Origin of the sequence: Bartonella rattimassiliensis 15908, assembly GCF_000278215.1 — a bacterium.
GTDB lineage: Bacteria > Pseudomonadota > Alphaproteobacteria > Rhizobiales > Rhizobiaceae > Bartonella > Bartonella rattimassiliensis.
Genome location: NZ_JH725064.1, coordinates 497,515 through 515,601, shown reverse-complemented (window position 1 = coordinate 515,601; position 18,087 = coordinate 497,515). Strand labels below are relative to the sequence as shown.

The 18,087-nt window shown below is 35.6% G+C and carries 11 protein-coding genes; 3 read left to right on the top strand and 8 right to left on the bottom strand.

Features of this window, described 5'->3' with window-relative positions; all coding sequences use genetic code 11:
* Window positions 1–8: 8 nt before the first annotated feature.
* The 8 genes from mazG to MCY_RS02140 all read right to left on the bottom strand — a co-directional run bounded on the left by mazG (window position 9) and on the right by MCY_RS02140 (window position 13,792).
* Window positions 9–815, bottom strand: a complete 807-nt coding sequence (gene mazG, locus MCY_RS02175) for a nucleoside triphosphate pyrophosphohydrolase (protein ID WP_007346734.1) — start codon at window positions 813–815, stop codon at window positions 9–11.
* A gap of 32 nt (window positions 816–847) precedes the next feature.
* Window positions 848–1,777, bottom strand: coding sequence for a lipid A biosynthesis lauroyl acyltransferase (locus MCY_RS02170; RefSeq protein ID WP_007346733.1), 930 nt, complete (start codon window positions 1,775–1,777; stop codon window positions 848–850).
* A 6-nt stretch (window positions 1,778–1,783) separates the two neighbouring features.
* Window positions 1,784–2,812 carry a zinc-binding dehydrogenase gene (locus MCY_RS02165; RefSeq protein WP_007346732.1) on the bottom strand — a complete coding sequence of 343 codons (1,029 nt, stop codon included), beginning with the start codon at window positions 2,810–2,812 and terminating at the stop codon, window positions 1,784–1,786.
* A gap of 62 nt (window positions 2,813–2,874) precedes the next feature.
* Entirely contained in the window at window positions 2,875–4,149 is a 1,275-nt protein-coding gene (locus tag MCY_RS02160; protein WP_007346731.1) for a beta-ketoacyl-ACP synthase, read from the bottom strand.
* 15 nt (window positions 4,150–4,164) lie between these two features.
* Window positions 4,165–5,340: a beta-ketoacyl-ACP synthase gene (locus MCY_RS02155; protein WP_007346730.1), complete on the bottom strand. Its 1,176-nt coding sequence runs from the start codon at window positions 5,338–5,340 to the stop codon at window positions 4,165–4,167.
* Window positions 5,341–5,351: 11 nt separating this feature from the next.
* On the bottom strand, window positions 5,352–5,636 hold the full coding sequence (locus tag MCY_RS02150) for an acyl carrier protein (protein ID WP_007346729.1): 285 nt from the start codon (window positions 5,634–5,636) through the stop codon (window positions 5,352–5,354).
* 188 nt (window positions 5,637–5,824) lie between these two features.
* Entirely contained in the window at window positions 5,825–8,143 is a 2,319-nt protein-coding gene (locus tag MCY_RS02145) for an NADP-dependent malic enzyme (protein WP_007346728.1), read from the bottom strand.
* A 1,086-nt stretch (window positions 8,144–9,229) separates the two neighbouring features.
* Window positions 9,230–13,792 carry a hypothetical protein gene (locus tag MCY_RS02140; protein WP_007346727.1) on the bottom strand — a complete coding sequence of 1,521 codons (4,563 nt, stop codon included), beginning with the start codon at window positions 13,790–13,792 and terminating at the stop codon, window positions 9,230–9,232.
* Window positions 13,793–14,465: 673 nt separating this feature from the next.
* On the opposite strand from MCY_RS02140, the gene hfq reads away from it, so the two are divergent.
* From hfq to MCY_RS02125, 3 genes are all read left to right on the top strand, one after another.
* Window positions 14,466–14,705: an RNA chaperone Hfq gene (gene hfq, locus MCY_RS02135; protein WP_007346726.1), complete on the top strand. Its 240-nt coding sequence runs from the start codon at window positions 14,466–14,468 to the stop codon at window positions 14,703–14,705.
* 50 nt (window positions 14,706–14,755) lie between these two features.
* On the top strand, window positions 14,756–16,093 hold the full coding sequence (gene hflX, locus MCY_RS02130; protein WP_007346725.1) for a GTPase HflX: 1,338 nt from the start codon (window positions 14,756–14,758) through the stop codon (window positions 16,091–16,093).
* A 149-nt stretch (window positions 16,094–16,242) separates the two neighbouring features.
* Window positions 16,243–18,069, top strand: coding sequence for a hypothetical protein (locus MCY_RS02125; RefSeq protein WP_026088023.1), 1,827 nt, complete (start codon window positions 16,243–16,245; stop codon window positions 18,067–18,069).
* Window positions 18,070–18,087 lie beyond the last annotated feature (18 nt).

The following is an 18,087-nucleotide window of genomic DNA, read 5'->3' as shown; positions in this document are numbered from 1 at the left end:
ACCTAATATCATTTATTTTTAGCTTGCTGCCAAAGTTCTTCCATTTCATTTAAGGATGCATCCATGAGTGTTTTAGATTGAGTGGATAGCTTTTCTTCAATATAAGTAAAACGATTTCGGAATTTTGTATTTGTCTTTTTTAGTGCTTTTTGTGAATCAATTGTTAAGTGGCGTGCCAAATCGAGGAAAACAAAGTAGAGATCTCCAAATTCTGCTTCTATCTCTGGGTTCTTTTTATTTTTGATGGCTTCTTTGAGCTCTTCGAGTTCTTCTTCTATTTTTTCAAAAACTTTATCACTTTCTTGCCAATCAAAACCCACTTTAGCTGCAGCTTCTTGTAAAGCAAGGGCCTCTTGGTGGGCTGGCTGAATTGGTTTTACTGTTGCAAGAATGCTTGAATTGTTATTTTTTTCTTTGCATAATTCCTTTTGATCAGTTTGTTCTCTTTTTTTTATATATTCCCACTCTTCTTTTATAAATTCTCGTTCTTTTTGCTTAGAATTTCCAAAAATGTGGGGATGGCGTCTGAGCATTTTTGCTGTGATTGCATAAACAACATCTTCAAAAGTAAAGCTGCCTTCTTCTTGTGCAATGGTAGCATGATAGACAATCTGTAAAAGAAGATCACCAAGTTCTTCACAGAGATCTTTTCGATTTTTTCGTTCAATGGCATCGATGACTTCATAAGTTTCTTCGAGTATATAGGGTATGAGGGATTCAGCAGTTTGTTCCTTATGCCAGGGATAACCATTATCAGGATTTCGTAATGCAGTAATAATTGCGGTGAGATCTTTGATATCTTTTGAAGCTAACATTTGTCCTTCCTCTGTAAGAAATAGAGCTTATGTTAGATATCCCAACGTCTATGTAACCACATCCATTGTCCGGGATATTCACGAACCCAATTTTCAACAATATCATTTAATTTTTGCGTAGAAGCAGCTATATCAATATCATTTTTTTCATCACGTGGGAGTTCTACATGTTCATATAATTCTAAACGATGTCGTCCTTCAGGCAGACGAATACAACGCGCTGGATAAATATCACAGTTATATTGTCGCGCAAGCTTTATAATTAAGGGATTTGTTTTAAGGGGTCTGTTAAAAAATATTCCCATGATACCGCGGCGAAATTTTTGATCGACAAGCATACCAACATTTTCACCTTCCGCTAATTTTCCTGCTAATGCCCATGCTGCACCGGCTTTGGAGGGAACAAGATGTCCCATATAAGTTTGTCGTGCTTTAAGAACGCGTTTGGCAATATAAGGATTGTTGGGTGGTCTAAATAATACCGTAATATTTAAATCAAAACTTTGTGCACAAATGGGGAGAAGTTCAAAATTTCCAGTATGTGCCGTGAAAAAAATATGTGGTTTTTTTTCATTTTTTAATCGTTCAAAAATTTCAGCTCCTTTAACTTCAATGAAACCTGGTTTGTCTGAATGAGAATCAAAGTCAAAAATTTTATCAAGAAAAATATATTCGGCTAGGAAGCGCCCTATGTTTTCCCACATTTCTATTGCAATCGCATGGAGTTCTTTCTCTGTTTTTTCTGGATATGCCTTTCTAAGGTTTGAAAGTGTAATTTGATGACGATGTAAAAGGGGACCGATTTTTTTCATTAACCAAGAAAAAAAAGAAATTCCTGTGTTGGCTGGAAAACATTTTAAAATAAATAAAAAACCAAAGAGCAGATATGCCCATAACCAATAAGATACTTTTTTTGCTGTAATTTTAATATGATATACAAAGTTTTTAAGAGAATATTTCATTAGAATTTAATCGATTTTAATAATAATTTTACCAAAAATATCACGGCTTTCCATTCGTTTTAAGGCCGTATCAATTTCATCAAGCCCAACAATTGTATCAATGACAGGATGGACAACTTTTTGTGCCATTTTTTGCATGGCATTTTTCATATTTTCCATACGGCAGCCAAATGAACCGAATATTTTAAGTTGTTGCTGGAATAATTGCATGAGATTTAATGGTGCTGAAACACCTGAAGTAGAACCGCAAGTAACTAAACGTGCTCCTTTTTTCATGCACAATAGAGAACCATTCCATGTATCGACACCAACATGCTCAAAAACAACGTCAACACCTTTTTTTTGGGTTAATTTACGCACGACACCTTCAAAACGATCTTGACGATAATTAATCACATGATCTGCTCCAAGAGAGTATGCTTTTGCCATTTTTTCATCTGAGCCTACAGTTGTGATAACTGTACATCCCATGTGTTTTGCAAGTTGAATAGCTGCAGAGCCAATACCTGAACCACCGGCTTGTATCAGAATTGTTTCTCCTGCTTGAAGTTTTGCGTTATCGAAAAGCATATGTTCTACAGTACCAAAAGTAATTGGAGCAACAGCTGCTTGCAATTCATCACATTGGGCAGGTGCTGGAACTAATAAACGTGCTGGCAAATTAACAAGCTCACAAGCGAATCCATCAAGATGAAAACCATAGACACCCTTTACATGACTGCACATATTATCCTGTCCCTCATGACAAGCTTGGCATACTCCGCAGGTTTGTGCACCATAAATTGAGACAATCTGTCCGAGTTGGAGATGTTTAACGCTATCCCCTACCTGTATAATCTCACCTGAGGCTTCTGCACCAATGATGAGTGGTATTTTTCTTTTCGCAAAGGCCATGCCACGCCATCCCCATACATCAATATGATTAAGTGCAACAGTTTTTATTCGTACAGTTACTTCATCAGGAGAAGGTGAAGAGGGCGGAGGAATATTGGTGATTTCAAGCCAACGATCATTGAAGAGTTGCAGTGCGCGCATTATTATTCCCCTTAAAATATGTGTTAGGTTAATCTTATAAAATTTTCTTATATTTTAAAGAATTATCCTTTATATGCTGTGATAACAAGACTCGTATTTTGACCACCAAATCCAAATGAGTTTGATAAAACTGCATTGACACAGGCTTTACGGCTATGATGAGGAACAACGTCTAAGGGGATAGCAGGGTCAGGATTATCGTAATTTATTGTAGGTGGAAGTATCCCTGATTGAATAGTTAAAAGCGAAAAAACAGTTTCTATGGCACCAGCAGCAGTTAAGGTATGCCCAACCATTGATTTATTAGAAGAGACTGGAATATGTTCTAAAAGATCACCGAAAACTGTTGATAAGGCAAGATATTCCATTTTCTCATTTTCAGGTGTTGAGGTTCCATGGGCATTAATATAATCAATTTCATTGATGGTTATTTTTGCATCATTTAAGGCTTTGCGAACGGATTCAATTGCGGGTGATGCATCGGGTTTTGAACGTGTACGGTGAAAATCATCGGCTGTTTCTCCACAACCAGCTAAAATTCCTAAAACTGGAGCATTACGGTTTAAGGCGCTTTGAAGCGATTCAAGAACAAGAGCACCTGAACCTTCTGCCATAACAAATCCATCTCGATCACGGCTAAAAGGTTTCGCTGCTTTTTCTGCAGGATCATTCTGAGTGGAAAGAGCCGATAGTAAAGAAAAACGGATGAGAGATTCTGCTGAAACTGAACCATCTGTCGCAACTGTGAGAGCACGATCTGTCTCTCCTCGTCGAATAGACTCAACACCTAATTGAATGGCTGTTGCACCAGATGCACAAGCAGTGGAAAGTGTCACAGGAAGTCCTTTTGTGCCAAATGCTTTTTGCAGTTTTTCTGCGATTGCACCAAATTGTGTGGTTTCAAAAAGTGCTTCATGGAGTTTATGCTTGCAGACTTTAAGAAGATGGGCATAAGAAGGCTCATTATTGAATTCTTCTTCTTGATCAAGACTAAAACGTGCTTTCCATTCTAGTTCAACAGGAGGAGCTGCTAGAAAGAGTGGTCCATTAAAATTTGTTTTATCAATAGCAGCTTGTTCTAAAGCTTCTTCAGCAGAAAGATGTGCAAGTTTTTCAGAGAGAGCTGAAGTACCAAGATTACTTTCTTTGAGGAAATCAATTGTTCCAGCAATATATGTATTTAATCCCTCAACGGGAAAACGTGTTATTTTATGGATGCCGCTTATACCTCTTGTTAATTTTTGCCAATTTTCATGTTTGCCTTGTCCTAGTGATGTGACAACGCCTGCTCCAGTTATTGCTACAAGTGGACGTCCAAAATGATCATGATATTTCACTATAGAAATTCCCCTTCAAACAGCTGTAAGATGTACAATACCTTCAGCTCTTTTTATGCCAATAGTTGTAACAAATATTTCATGTACTTTTTTAGAAAAAGGTTTTTCATGATGGCTTAATGCTGGAAAACAGTGCTTTTTTTTAATTGAAAGTGCCGCAATAGCAAGTGCTAGAGGAAATTGTGCTTCCCGCATATAACCAAATAATGTTGTAATACCGCGGTAAGATAGACCAGCATCAACAAGAGCATTTTGTTCTGCTTTTGTTGCTCCGTGAGCACCTGAGGCTGCTGAAATGGCTAAAGAAGATTTAGCGCCTACAACTTTTAGCATTGTTGTAATTGATTCTCTAAGTGGAGTTTTTGTTCTATCTATTTGGTCTGTAACAATTTGATTAATTTTAGCATAAACACGTGCGTTACGCTTTTTTGCATGTTTTTCACTTTCAAGAACCAAGAAGATACCACCAGAACCGGGTATAATACCACCGCCAGGATAAATTTCACGCTCCCATACCGAACTCCATCCATTATGAGTTAAAAGACCGCCAAGCTCATGCGCCAACAACATATCATAACTTTGTGCATTATAGGAACTTCCTACGAGAGCATGGGTACTTTGTCCAGACTTAATACGAGCTACAGCAACTTGAAGCGCAGAAAGCCCACTGCCTTCTTCTCCCATAAATGTGCGAGATGATCCAGTGACTTTATGAACAATTGAAATGTTTCCTGCTAGAAGGTTTGAAAGTTGCGACAAAAATAATGTTGGGCGAAGTTCGGTTGAAAGAGCAATATTTAACATAGAAGCATAATCGGTGATTGCGCGCGCTTTAGAAAGAATCTGTGTATCAACAGCGATATCACGTTCTCCTCCACTTGCTGCTACGATCATATCCATTGTTGAAGTGAATTTTTCATTATTTTTCATGCCGGCATCATCAAGAGCAAGACCAGCTGCATAGGTACCAAGACGTTGCCATGTTCCCATTTGTCGTTGATCACTTTTTTTAGGAATTTGTAAGCTCCAATCAACTTCAGGCAATTGATGAACCGTGTAGGGGAAAAAAGTTGTACAATCTAGGTTTGCTGTACGAATTGGAGCATTTAAGAGATTCCAATGCTGTTGAACTCCTTCCCCCAGGGAACTTATAAGGCCTATACCAGTGATGAATACAGATTGATCATGCATGGTGAAAAAAATCACTCCGCCTGTTTTAAGGCAACAAGATCATCAATTTTTGCACAAAGGTTTTTAAGAACAAAGTATTCTTCCGTTGTAACGGAACCTTCATTGACTTCTTGAGTCCATTGTTCTAGTGGAATTTTTACTCGGAAAGCTTTATCAATAGCGAAAACAATATCAAGAAAATCAAGACTGTCGATTCCCAAATCATCAATTGTATGACTTTCAGGTGTAATTATATTGCGATCAATTTCACTAATTTCTGCAATAATATCAGCAACTTTATCAAATGTAGAAGGCAATGTACAGATTCCTTATTATAGAGTTAGTCAGTTCAAAATACATTTAATACTATCCTTTTAGCCTTTTTTCTCTTTAAAAAAAAGACTTAATCCAAAATATAACTGTCTTTTCTATAGAGAAAAGAAGTTTACAGTACATGAAATACTATATCTCAATATTAAAAAAACTTTGAAATTGTACTGTACATTTATTTTATGAGTCTATTTTTTCTATTTGCAGCAAGAACGGCAAGGGCTGTTATATTAACAATTCCCCGTGAAGTTACTGAAGGTGTTAAGATATGAGCGGGACGTGCAGCACCGATCAAGATAGGACCAACATGGAGTGCGTTTGTGAGGCTTTTAACAGTGTTGAGTGTGATATTGGCTGAATCAAGTGTTGGAAAGACAAGCAAATTAGCTTCACTTTTAAGACGAGAATTGGGAAAAATACGATCACGAAAAACTTTGGAAAGGGCAACATCACCGTGCATTTCACCATCTGCTTCTAAATGAGGGTGTAATTTAGCAAGAATTTCTGTTGCACGTCGCATTTTACGTGCACTTTCTGTGTTTTTAGAACCAAAATTTGAGTGTGATAATAAAGCTGCTTTAGGGATTATTCCAAATGCTTCAACTTCATGAGCTGCTAAAATAGTCATTTCAGCGATTTCTTCTGCAGAAGGATTTTCATTAACATAAGTATCCGTAAGAAAAAGAGTACGCTGTTGAGAGATAAGTAAACTCATAGCAGAAAAACGGTGAACATGAGGATCAAGTCCGATAATTTGTTCAATTAATTCGAGTTGACGTTCAAAATGCCCTTCTAAGCCGCAAATCATTGCATCTGCTTCTTCACGCATGACAGCGAGGGCAGCAATAGCTGTTGTGGATGTTCTCACTATTGTTTTTGCCATTTCAGGCGTAACGCCACGTCTTCCTGTATAATGAAAAAATAAATTAACATAATCACGGAAACGGGGATCATCTTCAGGATTTGTTAATTCAAAATCTATACCAGGACGAATTCTTAAACCAAAGCGTTTTAATCTTGCTTCTACGACATGTGGACGGCCGATAAGAAGAGGTATTGCTGTTTGTTCTTCAATGACAACTTGTGCTGCACGAAGGACGCGTTCATCTTCACCATTGGCATAGATGACACGTTTACGTTTTGCTGTTTTTGCTGCAGCAAAAACAGGTTTCATTGTTAAACCAGAAAGAAAGACAAATCGATTGAGGATATCATAGTAGGCTTCCATGTCTTCAATGGGACGAATGGCGACATCCGTTGCCATTGCTGCTTTAGCAACAGCGGGAGCAATACGCAGTATTAGACGCGGATCAAAAGGAGAGGGGATTAGATAATCTGGTCCAAAACTAGGCGGTTCTTTTGAGTATGCACGTGCTACAACATCTGAAGTTTCTTCACGTGCAAGGGCAGCAATCGCATGAACAGCGGCCATTTTCATCTCTTCATTAATTGCAGTAGCGCCTACGTCTAATGCACCACGGAAGATATAAGGAAAACAGAGGACATTGTTAACTTGATTAGGATAATCAGATCGACCTGTGCAGATCATTGCATCGGGCCGTATAGAGTGTGCTTCTTCAGGCATAATCTCTGGTATTGGATTAGCCAGCGCTAAAATTAATGGATTGTGGGCCATTCTTTTAAGATATTCAGGCTTTAAAACACCACCTGCTGATAGGCCTAGAAAAATATCTGCATCATCAATAATATCGGATAAAGTTCGTGCGTCAGTTTTTTGTGCATAATTGACTTTCCAACGATCCATAAGAGTCTTGCGACCTTCATAAACAACGCCCTCTAAGTCACTAAGCCAAATATTTTCAACTTTTGCTCCAAGACGGACCAGAAGATTAAGACAAGCTAGGGCAGCCGCACCTGCACCTGAGGTAACTATTTTGGCATTTTCAATTTTTTTTCCTGAAAGATTTAAGGCGTTTAATACTGCTGCAGAAACAATAATGGCCGTTCCATGTTGGTCATCATGAAAAACTGGAATATTCATCTTAGCGCGCAGTTTTTCTTCGATTTCAAAACATTCAGGAGCCTTAATATCTTCAAGATTAATACCACCAAATGTCGGCTCTAAGGTCGCTACCGTTTGTACCATTTGTTCTATATCGGATGCATCAATTTCAATATCAAAAACATTAATATTCGCAAATTTTTTGAATAAAACAGCTTTGCCTTCCATAACTGGCTTTGAAGCGAGTGGGCCAATGTTGCCTAAACCAAGGACAGCTGTTCCATTTGATATAACAGCAACTAAATTAGAACGAGACGTATACTGAGCAGCAAGATTAGGATCTTCATGAATTGCAAGACATGGTGCTGCAACGCCTGGGGAATAAGCAAGAGCTAAATCACGTTGATTATCAAGAGGTTTTGTTGCTTGTATTTCCAATTTTCCAGGTTTGGGGTGTTGGTGATAAAAAAGTGACGCACTGTCAAGTTCAGCTATTAGTGAACTGAAATCATTATTTCGTTCTCTAGACATTTTTATGATATCCAAGTTAGTGTATATTTATATAAGTGTTCCATCTACGAATTTTATCCACTAATAGAGCTTCATTTCTCTGAATATCAAAATGCATGAGCGTGAGAATATCCTTCTGGATCATACAAACCAGTTGATGTTTCTTTTCGTGTGTGCGCATAATAATTTCATTGAATAGCAGCAGGGTTGTTTTTCTTTCTTTAGTAAAATGCGTAAAAATTGATTAGTCTACAAACAAATAAAATATTGACTAATGATTACATTACCAAGCCATTATTTTTTTTGCAATGCTTACAGAATAAAGAAACAACTGAAGAGTATTTATTGTTTATTTCATTCGTTTTTTATAGAATATAATATTTTATTAAAGTTCTATACGTAGGTAAAAGAAACTTTAAAATAACAATTTGAATATTATAAATAGTTTGTTTAGATATTTGAACGTTGAAAATGAAAATTGTGTTATGTATTTTTTAATTGAATTATTAATTATTTAGAGCTGTATTTTTTATACACTGACAATATGTATTTTCAATAAACGGATGTCACTGGAGAATTTATCATTGCGCATTTTAGACATGAAATCCATATATTCTGGATAATGCGTGACTTATAATTTGTAATAAAACCTCTCGTATGTTGAATGGGAAATTTAAATACAATAAGAATTCATTTATTTCAAATTCGCTTATAGAATATAAAAAATATTTACGGACATATGTCAAGAAAGAGTAATATAAAAGAAATAGAGATATTTCTTATAGATTGTTTTAATAAAAGGCACGAAAAATTTTGAGATTTAGCAACTAAAATAATATTATCGATTTTGTGCCTTTATGAAACCATAAAAAATAAAAGGATTAAGGGAAAAATAAAGAAGTAAGAAATAGCTTTATCATTTTTAGAATGATAGGCTGTTTGGTGAGTTACTATGCTTTCTTTAGGGTTATCGTTTAGGCTATATCGAAGAAAAACGCATGCTAATATCAATCTTTGAAGTATAAAGCTCTAGTTGATCGTAAAGCACTCTACGACAACTGGAGAAAGAAAAAGTGGAAAATATCTTTTTCCACTTTTCTTGTTTATTTATTGGATGCGGTCACTTGCATGAGCAAGCATGGTATAAACTTTTCCGGTATCTGATATCAGATATTTGCGAACTGAGTTGGATGAACTAGAACTGCGTGATACATCCCGTAAGAGCTTTTCGAAATCTGCAACATATTGATTTACTGAATGTTTAAACTCAAAATCGCTCATATATTTTCTTTTAATCATTTCAAATATTGTTTTTCCATTTAAGGTATAAAGACGTTCTGTTATAATATTCTTTTTTCCACGTTGATAATGATCCCATAACTCAACAATGGCATTATGATTAATAGCTTGTACTATACCTGATGCTAATGAGTTAAGGGAGCTATTTGTAGGACGTGGCTTTGTTTGCACTGACGTTAAAACAGCATCATCATTAGGGATTTCATCGTAAAACGTTTCTTCACGTGATGCTCTTTCTAAAAGATTTGACACCCATTTATTGGGTCTTTTTTTGCTTTGATCTTGTTGCAAAATAGGTTTAGGTGGTATGATCTTTTTAATTGTCTCAGAAGAATTATCACCTTTTTTATTAAGCATTGATGATGTAGGAAATGCAGATACTAACTGTTCTTTCGCGCTCTTTTGATCATTTTGTAGAACACTGATGAGATCTTTTAATGCTGCAATTTGTTCATTCAAAGCTGTGCGAATTGTTTGCGTTGTTTCCTTTGTCTTTTCTGGAAGTTTTTTAACGCTTTCATTAATATCATTATTAATCTTTGAAAGCTCGAAACGAACTTCATCAGCAGAGCGACGTATTTCTTCTGCTGCTCCTGAAAAGCGCGTCGATGCTTCACTAATAAGCCTATTAAGTGATTGTTGAAATGAATTTGTAGAGTTACGCGCATTCTTATCAGAGCGCTCAAGTGCTAAGTTGAAGATTTTTTCATAATGCTCAATCATTTGATTTATTTCATGAGATTTTGAAATAAGAGCATCACTTAATAGAGAAAGCGTATTATGTTTTTCTTCAAGGGTTGTGCTCAATGAATTTTCGGACTGTTCAAGAACGTGAATAGTTTGGGAAAGTGTTTTTGTATGTTCACCAAAACTGCTCATTATATGATTAATTTGTTCAAAGGTGTTCTTTGATAGCCCTTGCAGAATTTCAACATTATTATTGAGTGCTTGATTTGAGGACGATAAACGCTCTGCTACTTGATTAGTCTTGCGGAAAAAATCATTCGTAGTATCATTAAACTGACTATCAATATTTTGAACGGCTGATAATAAAACATTATTATTTTGGTGGAAGTTGTAAATTGATTGGTTCAGCTGTTTTAAAATGGAGGAGACATCGTTAACAAGCTCTTCTTTCATAGCCGTTACTGTTTGGAGAGTTTCAGAGTTAGCTTTGGTCAAGCTATTCACTAAAGATTCATTATGAGCATAAATTTTTTGTTCAGCATCTTGTGTGGAGAGAGAGAGCTGTTCGCCGATATGCTGCGTTAAAGAATCAATTGATTCTGTTGTATTTTTCGCTGCTTGATTTAAGTGATTTGTCAGCTCTGTTATTTTTCCAACATGTTCTGAAATTTGTGTTTCTGTTTGATTTCTTGCATCTTCCAGACGGCTTGTTACATCAGAGAGTTGATAGCCTAAATTATTTTTAAGATTTTGCATAGAGTGATGAAGAGTATCACAGCGTTCGTTAAGGACTTGCTCTATTGCTGTTGTTGATGTGTGGATAGTTTCATTCAATAATGCTTGTGCATTATGGCTCGCTGTTGTGAAAGCTTCAATAGTATGCACTGTTTGTTCAGAAAGAATCGATAGAACCGTTTCACTGGTATCATAAACTGTTTGTTTAACGTTTGATACAATGCGATTGCCTGACTCTGAGAGAATATTTTCTGCTTGTGCAGTAACATTTGTAACAGATGAAAGAATTTGTTCACTTGTAGAAGAAAGAATATCAGAAGCTTTTATAATCTGATTATGCAGGTTATCTACAACGGTATTAATAGAATCTTCTAAGGTAATACGCATATTGTCAACACTGCTTTCCAGCGCTTGTTGAATTATCTGATTTTGCTCATTATTAAGCATGAGCGATGTTTTTAATGTGTCAGAACGCTCTTCAATAACAGATGTTTGCACATCAATAGCTTCACATACTTGGTTAAACTTTTCAGATAATGTTTCTTCTAGTGTTATTGTGCGTTCAAAAATTTTGTGTGCGCGAACCTCTAGATTTGTATCGAATGATTCCATACGCGTTTCAAGGGTTTCAAAGAAAATACCACTCGATTGAGAGAGAGTATTCTTTAAAACTTCAGCATGGCTTTCAAGATTTTTGATATGATCTTGAACCGTTGCAGTAATATTTTTGTTATTAGCAGCAATTGCACTTTCAACTAAATCTATCTGTTGTTTCAATGCAACATCGACACGTATATCACTTTTTGCGATGAGATTATGGATTGTTTCCATGCGTTGCTCAAGTGTACGTGCTTGATCGGCAAGAACTTCATTGAGAGAAAAACTATTAATTGCCAAAGAATCACGGAGAGCATCGGCACGGATATCAATATTTCTCGCTTGTGCTTCTAAGGCATCTTGTGTTGTATTGCAGCTTTGTACAATGACTTCCTGTAGTTTTTCAGTGCATTGAAGGATATTTGCAATATGATCTTCAGCTTTTTTATCAGAGGCTTGAATATTATCAGTCAAAACTTTTTCAATATGAGAGGTATTTTGAGCTAAGAGATCAATCTGATTTTTTAATGTATCAGCAATTTTACTTTTCTCGTTATCGAGCATGTCTGCCATGAGAGCTCGTTGATCAGAAAGCTGTAATTTAAAATCTTGTGAACGTTCTTGTATGATATCAACAATGGTGTTGTCGATATCTTGAATTTCTTTTCTCAAATTTTCTTTACTTTCATCAATTGCAGAAAGAATAACTTCATGTCCATTTGTAAATGCGTGAGTAATGTCTGCTGTTCTTTCTTGGAGATTTTCATTTATTTTCAAAACATGACCTTCCAAGAAGTTACCAAGTTTTTCAGCATTATCCTCTAAAACTTTACTGCGTTCTATGAAGGACTCAATAATGGAGTTACTGTGTTTTTTAAGAGAAAGATCAATAGTTGCTAGACGTTGTTCAAAGGCTCCAATTGCTTGCGAAGTTACGTTATCAAATTTAGAAGAGAGTTTATAAGCTTGTTCGTCGAGTTTTAAGATCTTAGCATCAAAATTCTGTAAAGATTGATTATTACGATCAATAAGAGCCTTATCGATTGTTTTAAACTTCTCATCGACTGCGTGTAAAGTTTGATCCGTTACTGCTTGTATATGTGTTGCAATTTTACTAACATGCGCTTTCGCTTTGGCAGCTGTTTCATTAAAGGTTTTTTCTATTTGTTTCTCATTATAATCAAATCGTTCTGCAAAACCATCAAAGTTTTTTCCTAATTCATGGAAAAAATCTGTGTTTTTCTGCTGAATTTGTGTTGCTGTTTCATGGATTTTTTCAACAAGTTGATTTGTTACGCCATTACCGGCATAGGAAAGTTTTTCAACTAGGTCTTCGCCTTGTTTTTGTAAAGTTTGAGAAAGGGTTTGGGCAAGCTTTTCAACATTGGTGACAATTTTAGAAGTAACTAAGCCAAATTCATCGCTCAGCTGTTCTTGGGTTCCTTTAATTGTTGATTGTACACGTTCTGCGTGATTTAAAATAGCTATGCGTTCATTGCTCAATTCTTTGATTAATGTATGAATGCGTGATTCATTCTCAGCATAAGCTTGTTCTAGATTGTGAACTTCACCTTGTATGATTGCTTCAAGTTCGATAGCACGCCCGAGAGTACGTTCAATACCTTCGTTCATTGCCGCTACTTCTTCACGAATAGTTTGCCCGATAGCAATAGCTTGTTTTTCAGATAGGTGTTGTGGTTCACTAAGGCGCTGTGCAGCATTTGTCATAAGAAGAGCAATATTGTGCAATTCGTTTGAACGTTTGGTTAGTTGAGCAACACCCCACGATATAAGAATAGGAATAGCCGTTCCTGCTGCTACTGCAATCCCTGTTGGGGATGTAACAAAATTGCTAATGTTGGATAAGGAGCTGAGTCCGGTGGGGGCGAGCTTATGCGCAATGAAAGCTCCTCCTGTTGCCCATAAAGCACTAAGCGCTGTTGTGTACCAGTAGACTCGAAAGGAGGAATACTGCTTTAAGGGTCCAAAATTTACAGAGGGTGTTATATCATCATTTGCAGGAAGAGGTTTTGTAGACAACAAGGTATTATGAACAGTTCCGCCTGAAATATCAGGCGAAGGTTTTTGAGCAAAAAGCTGTTCAACAACAGATTTATCAATAACAGCGTCATCATGAATATTAGAGACAAAAGCTGAAGGATCGTTTTCAGCAAAAAACTCTTCTTCTGCTTTTGCGATTTTTTGAATCAAATCATCAACATTAACAACATTTTCAGAATTATTAGATGATATCTTTTCAAATCCCGTGTCATCAAAATCAAAGTTCATAGCTTTTGTGAGTGCTTCCTCAACTTCAACTTCAAATGTTTGCAATTTGGTCCTGCGTGCCATACTCGCCTCGTACTCTTACAGACGGAAAAGGAATACGTTCTCTTCCACATAACTTCCGCATACTAGCTGTTAATTATTTAGAAAGGAATATGCTTAGGAAAAAATTTTAAAAACTTATCAAGATAAAGTTAACGTGGTTTCTTATGCCTTGTTTAAAAAGGCTATAAAATATAACAAAAACAATTTATTAATTGAGTATAATAAAAATAAAAATATTGTTTACAACTTGTGCTCATAAAAAGCTCTATAAACCTATCGTCTGTGAGATAAGGATAATTCAATGGCGGTTATATATTCAGTGAGGTGCAAATGCCTTTCTGTTAATACTAATGGTTGTAAAAATATCGATAATTGTTAATAAATGTTGTGGTCCACTTAATTTTTATTGATTCTCAACGAAGGAGAATTCATATATCATACATATAGTCTGTAATAGCTTATATTATATATAATGGAGTTGTCCTTGAATTGTAAGTTCGTGAACAAAATAAACGTGGAAAATTTTGAATTTAATGATAGATTTTAGTAAATCGTACTTTAAATTGAACCGTTTTTTCTCTAATTTCAGTTGTTTGTTGCTAAATTTTGAAGCTTCTACGTTGACAATTGGATGTTTTTCAGTCGATATGCATGCAAGAATATTTTATGCAATCGATATGAAGGTGTAAGAATAATGGCAGAGCGATCACAACACCTACAAGATGTTTTTTTAAATACGGTACGTAAACAAAAGATTTCCCTTACAATTTTTCTTGTTAACGGCGTTAAACTCACAGGTATTGTAACTTCATTTGATAATTTTTGTGTCCTTTTGCGCCGTGATGGACATGTACAATTGGTTTATAAGCATGCTATTTCTACGATTATGCCTGGACAACCTGTACAGATGTTTGAAGATGAAAATTCTGAGTAAATGCGTCAAAGATAGTCCTCTTATCCCATTTTAAAAGTGTTTAAATTGCTATGGCAAATGAAAATGAGAGATTAGGAGGTGTATTTTCGCAGATTACAAAGCAGGTACGTGCACTTGTTTTAATACCGATTTTTCAAGAGAATAGAAATGAAAGCTCTTTAAGAGAATATTCGATATCTTCTCGTGTTAAAGAATCTTTGGGATTAGCGCGCGCTATAAGGTTAGAAGTTGTTAGTTATGAAACAATTAATATTGTAAAGCTTCGTTCTGCAACTCTCTTTGGAAAAGGTAGAGTGGATGCACTAGCCCATTATATAGATGAATATTCTATTGAGCTTGTGATTGTAGATCACCTTTTAACACCAATACAACAGCGTAATTTAGAAAAATTATGGAATTGCAAAGTTATTGATAGAACAGCCTTGATTCTTGAAATTTTTGGTGATCGTGCACGAACAAAAGAAGGAGTTTTGCAAGTACAGTTGGCACACTTATCCTATCAAAAAGGGCGGCTTGTGCGTAGTTGGACGCACTTGGAAAGACAACGAGGAGGACGTGGCTTCTTAGGTGGACCTGGTGAAACCCAAATTGAAGCAGACAGACGCCTTTTACAAGAAAAAATTGTTCGTATCCGCCGCGAATTGGAAACGGTTATTAAAACACGTGCACTTCATAGAGCCAAAAGAAAAAAAACATCTTATCCTGTTGTTGCTTTGGTAGGATATACGAATACAGGAAAATCAACTCTCTTTAATCGTTTAAGCGGAGCAGATATTTTAGCAAAGAATATGTTGTTTGCAACACTGGATCCGATTTTGCGCAAAGTTGTTCTTCCGCATGGAAAAACTGTTCTTTTGTCTGATACTGTAGGTTTTATCTCTAATTTGCCAACCAATTTGATTGCAGCTTTTAGAGCAACTCTTGAAGAAGTGGTTGAAGCAGATCTCATTCTTCATGTAAGAGATATGTCGGATCTTGATCATCGTGCACATGCCCAAGATGTCTTAGAAGTACTTTCAAGTCTTGATATCGATGTTGATGATACGGAGCATATCATAGAAGTTTGGAATAAGATTGATACGGTGGATGAGCAGGCATTAAATGTTTTACAAACGAGCGCGAAGACACGGTTGAATCCTGCTTTCATGGTATCTGCACTTAAGGGGGATGGACTAGATAAATTATTAAAAGTCATTGAAGAAAAAATTTTTGGAGAGGTGCAAAATATTGAATATCTTTTAAAACCTCATGAAATGTCACTTATTGATTGGTTTTATGAAAACTCTGCTGAAATAATGCAAGAAGGACATGATGATGGGTCTGTTACCATTAAAGCGATTGTTACTTCTGAAGCAAAACAACAACTAGAGAACATCAAAAAAACTTGAATTAAGCTCTTTAAAGCTATTGTTGAACATTTATGCTTAAATTTTATGTTTTTCTTATCGTAAAATAGTATAGCAGCAAGTTAAGATGATAGTTACTACTTTCTCTTAATACAACAATATAAAGAAGTATTTTGCTGGTTAAAATAAAAATGAGTATTAAATGTAATAAAAGGCTGTTCGTATGTACAGTATGGCAAAACATTTCGATTGTTTTGCTGCTACAAATGTTGTGCGTATCTTTTATTTGGTTGTATTATTTTATTCAGCCTCGTGGTTATCAAGCAACTTTAGTATTTTCATTATCTGATTCTGTAGAAAAGACATTACCGATTAAAAAACAAGACAATCTTATCGCTTTTTTATTTTCACAACCTATATTTTCAGATGATTCGCATTTTTCTTTAAGGACTTCTTATAAGAAAAAAAAACACGAAAATATCCGTTTATCGCGTCATGGTGATCTCATCAATCTTACTTTTGAAGCTGAGACACCTGAAGCAGCCCAACAGGGTTTGGAAACTTGGTTTTCCGCATTTTCACAAGTAATCATAAAACAGAAGCCATTTTTGCTAAATGATAAATCAGGAGATAAACAACATGATAATACTGCGATCATTAATATCGTCCAGGAGTTTCGTGCATCCGTTGATTCTTTTATTCAGCATGGTGTAAAACAAACAGAGCTTCATGAGCTTTCTATGCAATTAACGGAAGCAACTTTAAAGCGTCTTCATTTAACAAGTTTGAATTCAACGATTAATGTGATGCGTGAAAAGGGGCAGTCTTTACTATCTTTATCGTTTATCGCAGGCAATTCAGCAATTGTCGCTCTGGAATCTAAACGTGACATTTTGGAAACACAAAGAGCACATATGGTTGCACAATTGGGGTGGACACATCCTCAAATTAAGGCAATGACTGCGGAATTAGAGGCAGTTTCTGATCAATTAAAGAATAAAATTTTACAAATCATTGATCAAGTTCATTCAGATGAGATTATTGCAACGGAATTGGAAAAACAGCTCAAAAAAAGGGTGAGCTTTTTTGTAAAAGATCAATCCCAGTCTTTGAATCAATTATTTAACGAGTTTGAAAATAAAATAAAAATAGAAATCGATGCACAAAATAAAATGATGAGTAAGTCTGCTCAAGGGAGAGAAAAAGTTATTGGTTCATATCAGGGATTGAATGATAATTCTCTTCTCTTGCAAAATGTAAAGATTCACGTGGTTATGCCAACAACGTTAGCGCCAATTTCTTTTATGGCTCTTTATGGAAGAAATATTCTTGTGAGTGCATTGGCTAGCTTCCTTACTCTTTTGTTTGGAATAGTGTTATTTTATTTGTGTTTTAGAAGTAAAAAAAAGCAACTCTCAGAAGAGAATTTGAGATTAAAAGAAAATGTTCTTAAGAAAAATAAGAGTACTTTAGTCTCTCAAGAAATGAAAAATCTTGAAGCTTTTATTACGATAGAAGGATTATCTGATGTTTTGAAATGGCGTGCTTCAACAATTATTTCAATTATTGGACCAGAAGCAGCACGGACAGCGGCAAAACTTTCACTTCATCTTACAAAAGAGAACAAAACAATTCTGTTAGTTGATATCTCTGGGCAACAAATAGAGAAAGTCATTGGGCCACATCGGGGGCTGAGTGATATTTTAACGGGCAATGCTCAGTTGCATGATGTTATTTACCGTGATTATGATACGGGGGTTGATATTCTTCCTCAGGGGTTAACAAGTGCTGTTTGTGCACAAGATTTTTCAAATGATATTATTCATATATTACAAGAATTTAAAAAAGAGTATGATTTTATCATTTTAGAGATGACAAGCGAACCAAAATATGGATTCGAGCAATTTGCAGAACTAACAGATTATTATATTTGTAATACTGTTCTTAATGAACAGGGTTGGATAATGCAGATGGTTAGTTACTTTCCAAAAACTGTTTATCGCATTGTTGCATCATAAATTTCATAAAAGAGAAAT

Bases quoted from the DNA above. Each gene is read 5' to 3' on its own strand.
- mazG (WP_007346734.1), bottom strand. From the start codon at position 815: ATGTTAGCTTCAAAAGATATCAAAGATCTCACCGCAATTATTACTGCA.
- MCY_RS02170 (WP_007346733.1), bottom strand. From the start codon at position 1,777: ATGAAATATTCTCTTAAAAACTTTGTATATCATATTAAAATTACAGCA.
- MCY_RS02165 (WP_007346732.1), bottom strand. From the start codon at position 2,812: ATGCGCGCACTGCAACTCTTCAATGATCGTTGGCTTGAAATCACCAAT.
- MCY_RS02155 (WP_007346730.1), bottom strand. From the start codon at position 5,340: ATGCATGATCAATCTGTATTCATCACTGGTATAGGCCTTATAAGTTCC.
- MCY_RS02145 (WP_007346728.1), bottom strand. From the start codon at position 8,143: ATGTCTAGAGAACGAAATAATGATTTCAGTTCACTAATAGCTGAACTT.
- MCY_RS02140 (WP_007346727.1), bottom strand. From the start codon at position 13,792: ATGGCACGCAGGACCAAATTGCAAACATTTGAAGTTGAAGTTGAGGAA.
- hfq (WP_007346726.1), top strand. From the start codon at position 14,466: ATGGCAGAGCGATCACAACACCTACAAGATGTTTTTTTAAATACGGTA.
- hflX (WP_007346725.1), top strand. From the start codon at position 14,756: ATGGCAAATGAAAATGAGAGATTAGGAGGTGTATTTTCGCAGATTACA.
- MCY_RS02125 (WP_026088023.1), top strand. From the start codon at position 16,243: ATGAGTATTAAATGTAATAAAAGGCTGTTCGTATGTACAGTATGGCAA.